The 16,789-nt window shown below is 63.8% G+C and carries 14 protein-coding genes; 5 read left to right on the forward strand and 9 right to left on the reverse strand.

The genetic code is table 11. From position 1 onward, the window contains the following. Window position 1: 1 nt before the first annotated feature. Window positions 2-742 carry a hypothetical protein gene (locus BG83_RS0116780; RefSeq protein WP_024977799.1) on the reverse strand — a complete coding sequence of 247 codons (741 nt, stop codon included), beginning with the start codon at window positions 740-742 and terminating at the stop codon, window positions 2-4. Between the two features lie 333 nt (window positions 743-1,075). Here BG83_RS0116780 and BG83_RS0116785 point away from each other — a divergent pair, with 333 nt between their 5' ends. The 5 genes from BG83_RS0116785 (at window position 1,076) to BG83_RS0116805 (ending at window position 6,599) form a co-directional block, all read left to right on the forward strand. Continuing rightward, window positions 1,076-2,638: a glucan biosynthesis protein G gene (locus tag BG83_RS0116785; RefSeq protein ID WP_024977800.1), complete on the forward strand. Its 1,563-nt coding sequence runs from the start codon at window positions 1,076-1,078 to the stop codon at window positions 2,636-2,638. Next, window positions 2,611-5,199, forward strand: a complete 2,589-nt coding sequence (gene mdoH, locus BG83_RS0116790) for a glucans biosynthesis glucosyltransferase MdoH (protein ID WP_024977801.1) — start codon at window positions 2,611-2,613, stop codon at window positions 5,197-5,199. Before BG83_RS0116785 ends, mdoH begins: the two co-directional genes overlap by 28 nt. A 189-nt stretch (window positions 5,200-5,388) precedes the next feature. Next, complete coding sequence (locus BG83_RS0116795; protein ID WP_024977802.1) at window positions 5,389-5,697, forward strand: hypothetical protein; 309 nt, start codon at window positions 5,389-5,391, stop codon at window positions 5,695-5,697. A 169-nt stretch (window positions 5,698-5,866) separates the two neighbouring features. Further along, entirely contained in the window at window positions 5,867-6,355 is a 489-nt protein-coding gene (locus tag BG83_RS0116800) for an aminoacyl-tRNA deacylase (protein ID WP_024977803.1), read from the forward strand. Between the two features lie 10 nt (window positions 6,356-6,365). Continuing rightward, a complete protein-coding gene (locus BG83_RS0116805; protein WP_024977804.1) occupies window positions 6,366-6,599 on the forward strand; it encodes a CDGSH iron-sulfur domain-containing protein in 234 nt (77 codons plus the stop codon). A 36-nt stretch (window positions 6,600-6,635) separates the two neighbouring features. On the opposite strand, the gene ettA is transcribed toward BG83_RS0116805, so the two are convergent. The 8 genes from ettA to BG83_RS0116845 all read right to left on the reverse strand — a co-directional run bounded on the left by ettA (window position 6,636) and on the right by BG83_RS0116845 (window position 16,586). Beyond that, complete coding sequence (ettA, locus tag BG83_RS0116810) at window positions 6,636-8,303, reverse strand: energy-dependent translational throttle protein EttA (protein ID WP_024977805.1); 1,668 nt, start codon at window positions 8,301-8,303, stop codon at window positions 6,636-6,638. A 150-nt stretch (window positions 8,304-8,453) separates the two neighbouring features. Then, entirely contained in the window at window positions 8,454-8,822 is a 369-nt protein-coding gene (locus BG83_RS0116815; protein WP_024977806.1) for a cytochrome o ubiquinol oxidase subunit IV, read from the reverse strand. Next, complete coding sequence (gene cyoC, locus BG83_RS0116820) at window positions 8,823-9,464, reverse strand: cytochrome o ubiquinol oxidase subunit III (RefSeq protein WP_024977807.1); 642 nt, start codon at window positions 9,462-9,464, stop codon at window positions 8,823-8,825. Window positions 9,465-9,467: 3 nt separating this feature from the next. Further along, window positions 9,468-11,447, reverse strand: coding sequence for a cytochrome o ubiquinol oxidase subunit I (cyoB, locus tag BG83_RS0116825; RefSeq protein WP_024977808.1), 1,980 nt, complete (start codon window positions 11,445-11,447; stop codon window positions 9,468-9,470). 9 nt (window positions 11,448-11,456) lie between these two features. Then, window positions 11,457-12,443, reverse strand: a complete 987-nt coding sequence (gene cyoA / locus BG83_RS0116830; protein ID WP_080693692.1) for a ubiquinol oxidase subunit II — start codon at window positions 12,441-12,443, stop codon at window positions 11,457-11,459. 629 nt (window positions 12,444-13,072) lie between these two features. Beyond that, complete coding sequence (locus BG83_RS0116835) at window positions 13,073-14,716, reverse strand: Nramp family divalent metal transporter (RefSeq protein WP_024977810.1); 1,644 nt, start codon at window positions 14,714-14,716, stop codon at window positions 13,073-13,075. A gap of 30 nt (window positions 14,717-14,746) precedes the next feature. Next, window positions 14,747-14,953, reverse strand: a complete 207-nt coding sequence (locus tag BG83_RS0116840; protein WP_024977811.1) for a hypothetical protein — start codon at window positions 14,951-14,953, stop codon at window positions 14,747-14,749. A 220-nt stretch (window positions 14,954-15,173) separates the two neighbouring features. Then, entirely contained in the window at window positions 15,174-16,586 is a 1,413-nt protein-coding gene (locus tag BG83_RS0116845) for a carbohydrate porin (RefSeq protein WP_024977812.1), read from the reverse strand. Window positions 16,587-16,789: the final 203 nt, after the last annotated feature.

Consider the following 16,789-nt stretch of genomic DNA (forward strand, 5'->3'; position numbering starts at 1 on the left):
CTCACTGCTTAGGCGTCGGTTTGCCTGGAGAGGGCTTGGCCGTCGCGGCGGGTGCCGAAGCCGCCACACCGGACGCAGCAGCCGGCTTGGGCGCATTCGGATCGACTTCCGCACGCATCTGGTCCATGACCGCCCCGGCACGCGGCGCCCAAAGGAATTCCACCGTGCCGTTCTGCGGCTCTTCGGGAATCGCGTACATCGTGATGATGGTCTGATGGCCTGCCCAGCGTGCACGCAGCGAATCGACCGTTTTGCCAGACTTGAGCTTGAGTGGCGCCTTGCCTTCCTGCGCGGGCTTGCCGTAGCGATCGGACAGGGCCTGGAAGACGCGCTGCTCGGTATCGACGCCGCGCGTCGGCACGAACATGCCGGCGATGTTGCCATCCTGGTCAATCAGGAGCACAGCCTGCGGCCCATCCATCAACTCGGGGCGCGATGCCTGAGGCACGCCCAGCGAGCGCGTGCGGCCATGCGATTCAAGCGCGTCGGAGCAATATTCGGCGACATCCTTGCCGCCATTCGCGCGTACGTCTTCGCACGAGGGCAGCTTGCGCAGCGGCTTGCCGAGCGGGAAGGCATCGAGCAGCACCGCTACGTCGCCGGGATCGCGCACTGCCTTAGCTGGTGCTGCAGCCTTGGGAGCCGCCTTGGCTGCAGGTGCGGCAAACGCCCCAGGCGCGAGCAACGAGGTCGAAAAGGCAAGCGCGGCGGTTGCCGTGGCGCGTCGCGTCCAGCAGGTCATGCGAACTCCATGGAGGAAAGAGCCGAGAGTGTGCCACGCGGGAATCGCGGCACACAGGAAAGCGTTCTGACTGCCGGCCGGCGGTGCGCGTTCCCCTCAACCGAACGGCTGACCCACCACAGACCGCCTGATTACACGCCATTTGACGCGGATATCGGCCCGATGCGGCGAGAAACATTATCAAAATGTTGCCGGTTTTGATCTCGGAAAGGTACGGCGGGTAAAATCTTGGCGGCACAGACGAATGACCGGCAGGACCGAAGCGTCACGTTCCTCGGCCCGCCGCATAGACGCGATCTCATTTTGAACATTCCCTCCGCTGTTTCCTCCCGCATGCCGGGGGCCGCTCGCGCGGCACGCACCCGTTCGGTAGCCGGCTATGCGCGGCTGGCCGTGGGCCTGCTGGCGCTGGCTTCGGCGCATGCTGCGCTGGCCTTCGGTTTCAACGATGTGGCCGTACGCGCCAAGCAACTGGCCTCCAAGCCGTACCAGGCGCCCGCCGACACCCTGCCCCGAGAACTACGCGAACTGCGCTACGACCAGTACCGCGAAATTCGCTTCAAGTCCGACCAGGCGTACTGGCGCCGCGACAAGCTGCCGTTCGAACTCGGCTTCTTCCACGAGGGTTCGTACTACGACCAGCCTGTGAAGATCAACGAAGTGTCGCCCGCCGGCGTGCGCGAAATCCGCTTCGATCCGCGCCTGTTCGACTACGGCCCGGTCAAGCTCGACCCGAAGCAGTTGCAGAAGCTCGGCTTCGCCGGCTTCCGCGTGCATTACCCGATGAACACGCCCAAGTACAAGGACGAGGTCATCGTGTTTCTGGGCGCGTCGTACTTCCGCGGCATCGGCAAGGGGCAGGTCTACGGCCTCTCCGCGCGCGGGCTGGCCATCGACACCGCACTCAATTCGGGCGAAGAATTTCCCCGCTTCACCGATTTCTGGATCGAACGCCCTGCCGCCAACGCGAAAGAGCTGACGATCTACGCGCTGCTCAACTCGCGCCGCGCCACGGGTGCCTACCGCTTTGTCATCAAGCCGGGCAGCGACACGGCGGTCGACGTCAAGGCACAGCTGTACATGCGCGAGAACGTGAGCAAGCTGGCCATCGCCCCGCTCACCAGCATGTTCTTCTTTGGCGAGAACCAACCGGCACCGGCGCTGGATTTCCGCCCCGAAGTGCATGACTCCGACGGCCTGTCGGTGCTTTCCGGCACGGGTGAATGGATCTGGCGTCCGCTGACGAACCCCAAGCGCCTGCTGGTCAGCTCGTTCGGGACGACCAATCCGGGCGGCTTCGGCCTGATGCAGCGTGACCGCGCGTTCTCCAGCTACCAGGAAATCGGCGACCGCTATGAACTGCGCCCGAGCGCGTGGGTCGAGCCTGTCGGCAAATGGGGGGCGGGCCGCGTGGAGCTGGTGCAGATTCCGACGCCAGACGAGACGAACGACAACGTGGTCGCCTACTGGGTGCCCGAAAACCCGCCCAAGCCGCATCAGCCGTTCAATCTCGAATACCGCCTGCTGTGGCAGAAAGACGCCGACAAGAAACCGGCGCTGGCATGGGTTACGCAGACGCGCCGCTCGCACGGCTGGACAACCAAGCGCCCCGACGAGCGCAAGCCCGACGATACGATCGCCTTCGTGGTCGACTTTGAAGGCCCCGCGCTGGCGAAGCTCGCGCCGAATGCACCGGTTGAGCCGGTGTTCTCGGCAGATGCCAACGGCAAGATCGAATCGATCTTCGGCCAACCCAACACCGCGACCGGCGGCTGGCGCGTGACCGTGCGCCTCAAGCGGGTCGACGACGATAAACCCGTCGAAATGCGCGGCTACCTGCGCAGCGGCGGCACCGGACTCTCTGAGACGTGGAGCTACCTGTTACCTCCGGGCTGAACGTGACGACAGCCCAGACTGGCGGTGCCGCTGGCACTGCCCCCTCCACCAGCCCTGCCACAGCGCAGTCTGTGGCCGACCATTACCTTGAAGCGCTGCCGCTGGCGGCCGACGCGCGTGCTGCGCTGCTGCGCAACGCGAACATCACGGCCGGCGACGACGATGCGGCAGCGCTCGCCAAGCTGCATCACGCACTGGCCAGGCTGGACCCGGCGCAGACGACCTCCCTCGACGCCGATGCGCCGGCCTACGCTTCTGTAGGCTCGCGTCTGGATGCTGCCTATGGCGCCACGCGCGCCGATGCCACGTCGACGGAGCCCTCTGCCGAGCCCGCGCCGCCGCTTGAGCACGACAGCCAAGGCCGCATCCACCTGGATACCGGGCCTACGCCTGCGCGTCGCTCGATGGTGCCGTGGCCATGGGTGCTGGGGCCGATCTGGCGCACCCGCAAGGCCATCGACCGTTGGATGCACGGCGGCAAGAAGCCGGTGCCGTACGAAGCGCCCGACTCGCCGGACCCGAAGGGCATCTGGCGCTTCGTCGGCTCGCGCCGTCGCCTGACGCTGCTGGCGCTGATGATCGCGCAGACCGTCGCTGCCACGTGGGCGATGAGCACGGTGCTGCCGTACCACGGCGCCGACTGGCTCGAGGCCATCATCATCGTGCTGTTTGCGGTGCTGTTCTGTTGGGTGTCGGCAGGCTTCTGGACAGCCATCACCGGCTTCCTGCTGCTGGCCTTCCACGGCGACCGGTTCGTCATCTCGCGCCGCGCCACGCCCGACGCCACGATTCCGGACGACGCGCGCACGGCCATCGTCATGCCGATCTGCAATGAAGATGTGCAGCGCGTGTTCGCGGGGCTGCGCGCGACGTACGAATCGTTGCAGCGCACGGGGCATCTGGAGCACTTCGACTTCTTCGTGCTATCGGACTCCGGCGACCCGGATATCCGCACCGCAGAAGCCGATGCGTGGCTGCATATCTGCCGCGCGCTCGATGGTTTCGGCCGCATCTTCTACCGTTGGCGCCGCCACCGCGTGAAGCGCAAGAGCGGCAACATCGACGATTTCTGTCGGCGCTGGGGCGGCAAATACCGCTACATGATCGTGCTCGACGCCGACAGCGTGATGAGCGGCGATTGCCTGACGCGCCTCGTGCAGTTGATGGAAGGTGCGCCTAGCGCGGGCATCATCCAGACCGCCCCACGCGCCGCCGGCCGCGACACGCTGTACGCGCGTATCCAGCAGTTCGCCACGCGCGTGTACGGGCCGCTGTTCACCGCCGGCCTGCACTACTGGCAGCTCGGCGAATCGCACTACTGGGGTCACAACGCCATCATCCGGCTGGACCCGTTCATCAAGCACTGTGCGCTGGCGCCGATTCCGGGCAAGGGTTCGCTTTCGGGCGAGATCATGTCGCACGACTTTGTCGAAGCCGCGCTGATGCGCCGCGCCGGCTGGGCCGTGTGGATCGCCTACGACCTGGACGGCAGCTACGAAGAAATGCCGCCCAACCTGCTCGACGAGCTGGGCCGCGACCGCCGCTGGTGCCACGGCAACCTGATGAACTTCCGCCTGTTCGGCGCGCCAGGCTTCCACCGTGTGCACCGCGCGGTGTTCATCACCGGGGTGATGGCCTATCTGTCGGCGCCACTGTGGTTCCTGTTCCTGATCCTGTCGACGGCCCTGCTGGCCAAGCACACGCTGATCGCGCCGGAGTACTTCACGCAGCCGCGCCAGCTCTTCCCGATCTGGCCGGAGTGGCATCCGGAAAAAGCAGCCGCGCTGTTTTCCGCCACCGCCACCGTGCTGTTCCTGCCGAAGATTTTGAGCGTGCTGGTGCTGTGGGCGCAGGGGCCGAAGCGCTTTGGCGGGGCGATCCACCTGGCGTTGTCGATGGCGATTGAGGCGGCGTTCTCGGTGCTGGCCGCGCCGGTGCGCATGCTGTTCCACACGCGCTTCGTGACGGCCGCGTTCCTCGGCTGGAAGGTGCACTGGAAGTCGCCGCCGCGTGAGGACGCGCAAACCCATTGGGGCGACGCCGTACGCCGCCATGGCCTGCACACCGTGATCGGCATCGTCTGGGCTGCGATCGTGTATTGGCTGAACCCGAGCTTCCTGTGGTGGCTTTCGCCAGTCGTGGGCGCGCTGATCGTGTCGATTCCGCTGTCGGTGTTCTCCAGCCGCGTGAGCCTGGGCCGCCGCATGCGGCGCCTGCGCCTGTTCATGATCCCCGAGGAAGTGCGCCCGCCGCGCGAACTCCGCGCCACGCGCAAGCACCTGCGCAATGCGCCCCCGATGCCGGACTTCCGCCAAGCCGTGGTCGACCCCGTCACCAACGCACTGATGTGCGCGATTGGCACCGCGCGCTTTCCGCACGACCGACGCCTGATTGCTGTGCGGGAGGCACATGTGCGTCACGCACTGGAAGTCGGTCCCGACAAGCTCACGGGCAAGCAGAAGCTGGTGTTGCTGTCGGACCCGTTCGCTCTGTCAGCGCTGCACCTGGCGGTGTGGTCGTCACCTGAACAGCGAACGGCCTGGGAGCCTGCACAGGGCTGAACAAGCCGCCTCACGTGAAATACCGCGCCCCACCAGTGTCTTGCCGGTGGGGCGTTTTACTTCCCGTTACATCCGTAGGATTTGCGTATCACCTGAAGCGCCCGGCGGTTCATAGAATGGCATCACGAACTTGATACACGAAGTCGACGGCACATCAGCCCCGGCCTCGCAACCGTAAGGAGAAGCATCATGAAACGCACACTGCTCGCATTCGTTCTGGGCGGCGCCGCGCTGTGCGCCTCGACGGCGGCGTTGGCCCATGTGGACGTCGGCGTGTCGATCGGCGTGCCTGCGCCGGTGTACGTGGCCCCGGCCCCTGTCTATGCACCGCCGCCTGTGGTGTATCGCCCTGCCCCGGTGTATGCCCCCGCTCCGGTCGTCTATGGCGGCTACTACCGCGACCGCGACGACTGGCGTGAGCGCGAATGGCGCCGTCACGAGTGGCGCGAACGCGAATGGCACCACGATCACGGGTGGCACCGCGGCTGGGACCGCTAACGCCTGACGCCTAACGCGAACAGGAAGCCACATCGGCACACGGGCCGCTCGCACGAGCGGCCCGTTACTTTTGTACGCTCGACTGCCTGCGCAATCCGCAAACCGACCTATGCTGACGTAGCGGCCACTGCAATCCCGCCACCGGTCGCACAGCACACGGGAGGACGCCATGTCGATCTCCAGCACCCTCGACGGCTGCCTGCGCAGCAAGGGCTGCCTGTACGAGGTGATTCGTCATCCGCATACCCACACGAGCACTGAAACCGCACAATCTGCGCATGTCCCGGGCGACCGTCTGGCCAAGACGCTGCTGCTCGAAGACAAGCTTGGCTATGTTGCGGCCGTGTTGCCATCCACGTATCACCTGCATCTGTCCGAGCTACAAAAGGAATCGGGCCGCTTGGACCTTACGCTGGCCGATGAATCGGAGTTGCGCGAAGTCTTCCGGGACTGCGATGCAGGGGCCGTTCCGCCCGTGGGCATGGCCTACGGCATGCCGACCTACATCGACAGCAGCCTGATGACCCACGGCGACGTCTACTTTGAAGCTGGCGACCACGAAAACGTCGTGCATATGGACATGGACCAGTTCATGGCCTTGATGCGCGACGCCAAGCCCGCTCATTTCGCGTATCGCATGCAGGGCATCCTCTTCTGAGGAGACGGCCATGGCCGACGACGTGGTCATCACGGTCCGCAACAACGGGCCGTATCACATCAAGGGAAGCTTCCGGATCGTCACCCAGGGCGGACGCGAATTACCGGTGGAGGAAGGGCAGGCATGGCTGTGCCGCTGCGGGCACTCGTTGAACAAACCGTTCTGTGACGGCTCGCACAAGCGCGTCGAGTTTGACAGCAACCTCGACGCGCCTGCGCCGGTTGAGGCAGACCGGTCACCGTAAGCGGGAACGCGGGCCGAAAGACCCGCGCGTCCCCGCTTAGCGCGTAACGGGCTTGTAGCGGATCCGCTTGGGCTTTGCGCCCTCCTCGCCCAGACGCTTCTTCTTGTCGGCTTCGTATTCCTGGTAGTTGCCCGGGAAGAATTCGACGTGCGAATCGCCTTCGAAGGCGATGATGTGCGTGGCGATGCGATCGAGGAACCAGCGATCGTGCGAAATCACCATCACGCAGCCGGCGAATTCGAGCAGCGCATCTTCCAGTGCGCGCAGCGTTTCCACATCGAGGTCGTTCGAAGGTTCATCCAGCAGCAGCACGTTGCCGCCCGAGATGAGCGTCTTGGCCAGATGCAGGCGTCCACGCTCGCCGCCCGACAGCGTGCCGACGTGCTTCTGCTGATCCCCACCCTTGAAGTTGAAGCGGCCGATATAGGCGCGCGATGGCGTCTCATACCGACCCACCGTCAGGATGTCGGACCCGTTCGAAATCTCTTCGAAGACGGTCTTGTCTGCGGACAGCGCGTCGCGGCTCTGGTCAACGTAAGCCAGCTTGACCGTCGGACCGATCTTGATGGTGCCCGAATCCGGTTGCTCCTTGCCCGTGATCATGCGGAACAGCGTCGACTTGCCGGCGCCGTTCGGGCCAATGATGCCGACGATCGCGCCCGGCGGAATCGTAAAGCTCAGGTTGTCGATCAGCAGGCGATCGCCATAGCTCTTGCTGACGTTGGTGAATTCGATCACTTCATTGCCCAGACGCTCGCCGGCCGGGATGAAGATTTCCTGCGTTTCGTTGCGCTTCTGGTATTCCTGGCTGTTCAACTCGTCAAAGCGAGCCAGACGCGCCTTCGACTTGGCCTGACGGCCCTTCGGGTTCTGGCGCACCCATTCCAGTTCTTTCTTCAGCGCCTTCTGGCGGGCCGATTCGCTCGACTCCTCCTGCTTCAGGCGCGTCTCTTTCTGATCGAGCCACGAGCTGTAATTGCCCTTCCAGGGGATACCGTGGCCGCGGTCGAGTTCGAGAATCCACTCGGCGGCGTTATCGAGGAAGTAGCGGTCGTGCGTCACGGCCACCACGGTGCCCGGGAAGCGCGTGAGGAACTGTTCAAGCCAGTCCACCGATTCGGCATCGAGGTGGTTGGTCGGCTCGTCGAGCAGCAGCATGTCGGGGCGCGACAGCAGCAGCTTGCACAGCGCGACACGACGCTTTTCACCGCCCGAGAGGTGCTCGATCTTGGCGTCCCACGGCGGCAGGCGCAGTGCATCGGCGGCAATTTCCAACTGCAATTCCACGTTGTCACCGGCACCAGCGGCGATGATGGCTTCCAGGCGCGCCTGCTCTTCGGCCAGCTTGTCGAAGTCGGCGCCTTCCTCGGCGTACGCGGCGTAGATCGCTTCGAGTTGCTTTTGCGCGTCCATCACTTCGCCCAGGCCGCTTTCAACCTCTTCACGCACGGTCTTGGCGGGATCGAGCTGCGGCTCCTGCGGCAAGTAACCGATGTTCAGGTTGGGCATCGGCGTGGCTTCGCCCTCGATATCCTTGTCGAGGCCGGCCATGATCTTGAGCACGGTCGACTTGCCCGAGCCGTTCAGACCCAGCACGCCGATCTTGGCGCCCGGGAAAAACGACAGCGAGATGTCCTTGAGGATCTGGCGCTTGGGCGGAACGATCTTGCCCACGCGGTTCATGGTGAAAACGTACTGTGACATGGCGGAATTGCGGGGGGAAACGCAGAAATGGCGAACCCGGCGAGTTTAACAAAGCCGGGGCATGGCAAACCCAAGGCTCAAGGCCGCACGAGCAAAAGAAAAAGGCGCCCACCAGGGGCGCCCTTCCGATGCATCGGAGGCCAGGCCTCGTTACATCGTCATCATGTTGGCGTTCATGTTATGCATGACCCACAGCGAGCCGACAATGACGATCGCCAGGATCAGCAGCGTGAACAGGAAGGCCATCACGTTCCAGCGCTGGGCGGACGAGCCGTCCAGGTGCAGGAAATAGATCAGGTGCACGACGATCTGCACGACCGCCAGGGCCATCACCGTCACCAGCACCGTCTGGTGCGAGTAGCCGCCGTCCATCACCATCTTGAACGGAATGGCCGTCAGGATCACCGCCAGCACGAAGCCGATCAGGTAGCCCTTGACGGTGGCATGGCCAGCGCCGCCCGCTGCATGACCGTGGGCATCATCGTGGGCAATGCCCGTCGAAACGTTGGTCTGTTCCATTTACATCGCTCCCAGCAGATACACGACGGTAAACACGCCGATCCACACCACGTCCAAGAAGTGCCAGAACAGGCTCAGGCACGACAGGCGGGTCGATTGGGTCGGGGTCAGCCCTTTGCGGCTGATCTGCCACATCAGGACGATGATCCACAGCATGCCGCTCGCCACGTGCAGGCCGTGCGTGCCGACCAGCAGGAAGAACGACGACAGGAACGCGCTGCGGCTCGGGCCCGCGCCTTCTGCAATCAGGTGGTGGAACTCGTTGATTTCCATGCCGACGAACGCGGCGCCCAGCAGCAAGGTGATGCCCAGCCACAGCATCACTTGGTCCTTGCGGCCGTTCTGCAGGCTGATCATCACCATGCCGTAGGTGATGGACGACACCAGCAGGATGCCGGTTTCGATTGCCACATACGACAGATCGAAGAGTTCCTTGCCCGTCGGGCCGCCCGCCGTCGCACCGCGCAGGACGCAGAACGTGGCAAACAGCGACGCGAAGATGATCAAGTCGCTCATCAGGTACACCCAGAAGCCGAAGACCTTGGTGTCTGCGGCATCGTGGTGGTGCGCATGGTCATGCGCGTGGTCGTGGCCCTGCGCGTGACCGTGCGCGGCGTGACCGTCTAGAACATTGGAAGCCATGGTTTAAGCCTGCGAACCGATACGTTGGAAGTAGGCCGACTCGGTCTCGTGAACCTCGTGGGCGGGCACGTAGTAATCGATGTCGTCGTTGTTGCTGCGGAGGATGAAGCTGCCGATCATGCCGACCAGACCCAGCACGGCCATCCACCAGATGTGCCAGATCAGCGCGAAGCCCATCACGATCGAGAACATGCCAATGAAGAAGCCGGCGCCGGTGTTCTTCGGCATGTGGATCTTTTCGTAGCTCGGCGCGACCTGCGTCAGCACTTCACCGCGCGCCTTCATGTCTGCAAAGGCGTCGATGTCATGGATGACCGGCACGCGGGCGAAGTTGTAGTGCGCCGGCGGCGACGACGTCGCCCACTCCAGCGTACGGCCACCCCACGGGTCGCCCGTCAGATCGGCCAGCGCATGACGGTTGCGGACGCTCACGAAGATCTGGATGAGCTGCGAAGCGATACCGCAGGCGATGATCGCGGCGCCGATCACAGCGACGATCAGCCACGGTTGCCATGCCGGGTTGTCGGTATGGTTCAGACGACGCGTCATGCCCATGAAGCCCAGCACGTACAGCGGCATGAACGCGGTGTAGAAACCCACGAACCAGCACCAGAAAGCGCGCTTGCCCCACTTCTCGTCCAGCTTGAAGCCGAAGGCCTTCGGGAACCAGTACGTGATACCAGCCAGGTAACCGAACACCACGCCACCGATGATGGTGTTGTGGAAGTGAGCGATCAGGAACAGGCTGTTGTGCAGCAGGAAGTCAGCGCCCGGCACGGCCAGCAGCACGCCGGTCATGCCGCCGATCACGAAGGTGATCATGAAGCCGATCGTCCACAGCATCATCGAGTTCAGCTCGACGCGGCCGCGGTACATCGTGAACAGCCAGTTGAAGATCTTCACACCCGTCGGGATCGAGATGATCATCGTCGCGATACCGAAGAACGCGTTGACGTTCGCACCTGAGCCCATGGTGAAGAAGTGGTGCAGCCACACCAGGAACGACAGCACGGTGATGCCGGCGGTCGCCCACACCATCGACGTGTAGCCGAAGAGCTTCTTGCGCGAGAACGTCGAGACGATTTCCGAGAACATGCCGAAGGCCGGCAGGATCAGGATGTACACCTCGGGGTGGCCCCAGATCCAGATCAGGTTCACGTACAGCATGGCGTTACCGCCGCCACCGTTCGTGAAGAAGTGCATGTCCAGGTAGCGGTCGGCACCCAGCAGCGCCAGCGCCACGGTCAGCACCGGGAAGGCGGCCACGATCAGGATGTTGGCGCACAGGGCAGTCCAGGTGAAGATCGGCATGCGCATCAGCGTCATGCCCGGCGCGCGCATCTTGAAGATGGTCGCGACGAAGTTCACGCCGGTCAGCAATGTCCCGAGGCCCGATATCTGCAATGCCCAGATGTAGTAGTCGACCCCCACGCCCGGGCTGTACGCCAGCTCCGACAGCGGCGGGTATGCCAGCCAACCGGTGCGAGCGAATTCACCCACGCCCAGCGACACGTTGATCAGCACCACACCTGCGGCAGCCAGCCAGAACGACAGCGTGTTCAGGAACGGGAATGCCACGTCGCGCGCGCCAATCTGCAGCGGCACGATCAGGTTGATCAAGCCCGTCATCAGCGGCATGGCCATGAAGAAAATCATGATCACGCCGTGCGCGGTGAAGATCTGGTCGTAGTGCTCAGGCGGCAGATAGCCGGCACCGCCGCCCGAGGCGACCGCCAGTTGCGAGCGCATCATGATGGCGTCGGCAAAGCCGCGCAGCAGCATCACGATGGCCAGAATGCAGTACATCACGCCGATCTTCTTGTGATCGACCGAGGTGATCCACTCATTCCAGAGGTAGGTCCACTTCTTGAGATAGGTGATCAGGCCGAACACGCCCGCGCCACCCAACAGAATGGCCGACACCGTCACGACCACGATGGGCTCGTGCAGCGGAATGGCCTCCAGACTCAACTTGCCAAACATCGTCAACTCCTAGGAATTCTTGGCCGCGCTCTTGGGCGCAGGCAGGGCGGACTGCACCGGCAGCGGACGCGTTGCCGCCTCAGCCGTGGCCGTCGTGCAGTTGGCGCCTTCGAGCGCCTCGTCGAGCGTCAGGACCTTGTCCCCTTCGCCCATCTTGTCCATGTATTTGTGCAGGATGCTGTGATACAGCGTCGGGTCGACCGAGGCGTACGCCGCCGGCGGCACCTTCTCGCTCGGCTTGGACAGCTCGGCGTAGCCTTCCTTGGTCAGGTTCTGCGACGACTCACGAACCTGCTTGACCCAGGCGTCGAACTCTTCGTTCGTCATGGCCGTGGCCTTGAACTTCATGCCAGTGAAGCCCGAGCCGCTGTAGTTCGATGACATGCCGTCAAACACACCGGTCTCATTGGCGATCAGGTGCAGCTTGGTCTGCATGCCCGCCATGGCGTACACCTGGCTGCCGAGCTGCGGGATGAAGAACGCGTTCATCACCGTGTCGGACGTGATCTTGAAGTTGATCGGGGTGTTGGCCGGGAACGCCAGCTGATTGACCGTCGCGATCTTCAGTTCCGGATAGATGAACAGCCACTTCCAGTCGAGCGAAACAGCCTCGACCGTGATGGGCTTCACATCCGATTCGATCGGCTTGTACGGATCGAGCGCGTGCGTGGACTTGTAAGTGATCACGCCCAGCACGATGATGATCAGGCAGGGGATCAGCCACACCACAGCCTCGATGGCGTTGGAGTGCGACCAGTCCGGCTCGTAGCGGGCCTTGGTGTTGGACGCGCGGTACTTCCACGCAAACACCAGCGTCAGCACGATCACGGGGATGACCACCAGCAGCATCAGGCCGGTCGCCACCAGGATCAGCGTCTTTTCTTCAGCCGCAATCATCCCCTTCGGGTCCAGGACCGTCAGGTTGCAACCCGCCAGCAGGAGCGGGAGGCTTGCGGCGAGGAGCCGCTTCATATGTGGAACGAGTGTGTTCTTCATGTCTTGCACAATTGCGCCGGCGATGCTTCCGGACATCACGGGAGCCCAGCAGCCCAGACAGCGGCCACAGGCGGAAAAACGCGGGAAATGAGAAAAGATCGAACTACCGGCACCCCGAATACGCCTGGGTGCAGCAGCGGATCTTCGATCACATCGGGCGCCGGTCAGGGAGAAGCTGAACCCAACGCCCTCAGTTGGCGAGGCGGGCTTCGCTCATGTCGGGCACGGGCGAAGTCGAGCGCCGCCGCGTCGCACAAAGCGGCGGACGACAGATCGGGGGCGTTAAAGGTCGGAGCAGGCACTACGTCATGCGCCCGTTGGGGGAGCGCGGTTGGGAGTGGAATGCGGGCGCGATCTTACCGCCAGATGGCGCTCCGGATCGTGCTATGTGCTCAGGCAAATAGAAAACGGCGTCGATTGACAAGTGATGCCCTCGCCGTACGGCTAGGGTTTACGTGGCTTTGCGGGTAAGCAAATCGAAAGTGCATGTTGTTGCACTGCGACAATCAGCCACAGTGGTGCGCACCCGACGTTGCCCCCAGATGTGCGCCCAAATGCGGGATCCATGATGAGAACACTTCGCATCTGGGAGGGCCACCAAAGTGACCCTCTCATCCCTTGAGACTGCGTCACTGGCTGATTAGCCCAGCGATCCGCACCAGCACCAGCCCCGCCGCCACTGCAAGGTAACCGCGCAGCACGAACATCCACGTGCGCTTGAGTGGCGTCCAGCGCGCGGGCGTGAGTTGCTCGAGCGGGGGCATCGTCCAGTGGTCACGATCCAGCACGCTCACGCGCTGCGGATGATGCGGCCGATGGGTACGTCGCTCGATACGCCATAGCACGAGCGACATCACCACCGCGATCAGGGTGCCGCCGATCAGGATGGCGCCAATCTCGAATTCGCCAATGCCCGGGAACAGCACCGCGGCAGTAAGGATGACCGACAACATCACCAGCACAGCCACCACACCGCCGGTGAAGATGTTCATCGCGCGGCCGTTCGTCCACGGGCCCAGCACGGCCTTGTCGTTGCATAACAGCAGCAGGAACACTGTCGCACTCGGCAACAGCACCCCGGCCAGGGATTGCACGGCATTGGTCAGCAAACCGAGCGGCACGCCTGGCGTCAACACCAGCCCTGCTGCCAGCAACGTCAGCCCAAAGTACACGGCGTAGAAGCCCTTGGCCTCCGTCGGCTTGCGATGCAGCGAATGCCGTACGGCAAACACATCGCCAATCGCATACGCGGTCGACAACGACACCGCGCACGCGCCGATGATGCTGGCGTCCAGCAGCGCAATCGCGAACAGCACGCCGGCCCAGCGGCCCGAGTGGCGCTCCAGGCCGTGCGCCGTGCCGAGCGCATCGGTGTAGTTGCCGAACTCGGGCGTGCCGTGGAAGGCCTGGGCACTGAAAGCGATCATCGCCACCGCCCCAGCAATCACGAGGACGATGCCGAGCCACAGATCGGCGCGTTCATAGCGGATGAAACGCGCGGTGATGCGCTTGTCGATCACGTAGCTCTGCTGGAAGAACAACTGCCAGGGCGCCACGGTCGTCCCCACGATGGCAATGATCAGCAACATCACCTCGGCCAGCGGTGCACCCGCTGGCAGCGCCGGCACGAAGAAGTCGTGTGCCACCTGCCCCATCGGCGGATGCGCCATCACGAACACCGGGATGAGCGTGAGGCTGCCCGCCACCAGCACCAGCGCAAAGCGCTCGAAGCGGCGGAAATCTCCGGTAGACGCGGCCAGCATCACCAATGCCGCCGCCGCGCACACGCCCCAATGTCGCGGGATGCCGAGGTACTCAAGCGCCAGGCTGATGCCGATGAACTCCGTCACGAGCGTCAGCGCGTTCACCAGGAACAGATCGATGACGGAGAAACTGCCCCAGAACTTGCCGAAGCGCGCAAAGATCAACCGCGCATGGCCAACGCGCGTGACGGCGCCCAGCCGCAGCACCATCTCCTGGTTCACGTACAGCACCGGAATGAGCAGCAACAGCGTCCACAGCAGCGTGGTGCCGTAGTTCTGCCCGGCTTGCGTGTATGTGCCGAAGGCGCCGGCGTCGTTGTCGCCGACCATCACGATCAGACCAGGCCCGAGGATGGCGAGCAGCGTGCGCAAGCGCGCGCGCCAGCTATTGCGGGCGCCCGTATCGTGGTGCGCGATGGTGCCGAGCGCACCGCGAATGTCGCCCACATGGGCATCGTCTAGCGCGGCATGACGTGGTGGTGCGTCGATGCCCGAAGCGAATTGGGTCATGTCGACCTCCGTTTGTGTGGTGTTGTTGGATTACCAGTACGTGCGCGACAGGCGCACAGCCGCTGCGGCGTAACCGTGGTTGGAAAGCGGCTGACCGCCGTCACCTGCCCGGCGATTGGAGGTCACAGGTACGGCGTCGGTGCGCTCAGGTGCAGCAGCGCGTGGCTGCACGAACACCGAGCTGAACGGCAGTGCGATCGCCGAGAAACGACGGGCGGGAACATTGAATTTGCGCATGACACACTCCTGGCCACGTGCGCATACGTACGCCACGCAGCAATCGCCACGCGGGACACGCGCGGCGGCCTAGTCGGAACGATCAAGGAGCGATGCAGACACCGCTGCCTTGCCGGGGCGGCAAGTCAGCAGCAGGGAACAACCGTGCGGCGGACTCGCCTAGCAGAAAAAAGACGTTCGGTAAGGTCGACTCGGACTGTCCATATGGGTCCTCCTACGGTTAGAACTCGGCGTGGACACGCACGCCCACAAACTTCGCCGGACCGCGATCGCGGTTGTAGCCCGGGTTCTGAATGAGCTGGAAATCCGGGCTGATCGCCAGGACCTTGGTTATCTGCAAGCTGTAGAACAGTTCCAGCACGCGCTCGGGGCCATAGTTCAAGCCGCCATCGCCAAGGAACGCGCCGCTGCCGCCCGCGGCCAGATAGGCGCGGTGATCCGGCCCCAGCATATTCACCGCGACGGCCACGCCCAGCACATCGTTCGTACGTTGCCAAGCGGCGCCCTTGAGCAATCCGCCAAACGAGACGCTCCGGCCGACTTCGGTAAAGGCGTACGTTTCGGTCTTGTCGTCGGACCAGTTCAGGCGTGCGAACAGGCCGAGGTTGTCGCCGGCTTTCTGTTCGAACGAGACGCCAACGCCCAGCTTTGCGTGCGCCTTGCGCACCAGCCCGACATCGGGCGCTGCACCAATGACCGCGCCCAGCGCCATCGCATCGTCAAACCGGCCCATGCGCGCCTGGTTGCGCCAACCGAGCAACCGCGCCGTGCCTTCCTGACCGAACAGCGTGTAGCGCTTCTCCAGCTCGAGGATGTCGCCGTAGTGCTTGAGGAAACGCGTGTCGAGTGGCAAACCGTTCGATTGCTCCGGCTGCAGGAAACGGCCGGCGCGCACGGCCCAACCGTTCTCGCTATCGATGTACTCAAGCGCCACGCCCCAGTTGTAGCCACGCGCATCGGCGGGGTAGTCGAACGACGGATGCGCCATGAACGACCAGTTCAAGAACTGCGTGCGCGGGTCTTGCGCATAGGACACCGCATCGAACACATCGGGCACGGCAAAGTTGCCGGCAGTCAGCACCACGCGGCGCTTGTCGACGACGTTGGCGAACTGGTTGAAATCGGCGTCGACCTTTTCCGTGCCGCCATCCAGACCCCACGTCTGGCGCAGGAAAGTGCGAGCACGATACAGCGTGGGATTCGTCCCGGCCGTCTTGGCCAGCTCCCCGTTGGGCAAGCCGCCAAGGCCATGCAGCTCAGAAAACGCCACGCCCTGCGCGACCTCCGGGTTGAAATGGAACTCGGCGCCCTTCCACAAGCGCATGCCTAGGTCGAGCGTGGCCGTGAAGGAATAGCTTTTGGCGCGCGCGGCGCCGAGGCTGTTACCGCCGCTGTACGCAGCGTCGAATGCAGGTTTGCGTTGCCACACATAGGTGGTTTGGCCATGGAAACCGAAACGGTCGTCCAGTTCGCCGCTGGCGATGCGTGGAAAGTCATCCGCTGAAGGGGGTACACCCGCCGCCTGCGCCATCGACATCACCGACACAACGGCCGCCGCGCCCATCAGCACACGAACCCAAACCAGCGGACACACCGCCACCCAAACGTACTCCAGCGTCGAAAGAAACAGCATGAGACCTCCCCCGCCCGTTTCTCTGACAGGCGTAGGCGAACGCCGGCCACGCCGCATCATGGCGCGCGCAAACGCACGCAGCCACGCGGCTGTGCCGGATACAACAATCGAATTCAGGAAGTGACTTGCGTAGAGAACCTACGCAAGCGCCACCGCCCGCCGTGCAATACGGCTAGGCAGTGGTGAGGCGCGAAGACGGTGCG

Source organism: Ralstonia pickettii (assembly GCF_000607165.1).
In the GTDB taxonomy this organism is placed as follows: domain Bacteria; phylum Pseudomonadota; class Gammaproteobacteria; order Burkholderiales; family Burkholderiaceae; genus Ralstonia; species Ralstonia holmesii.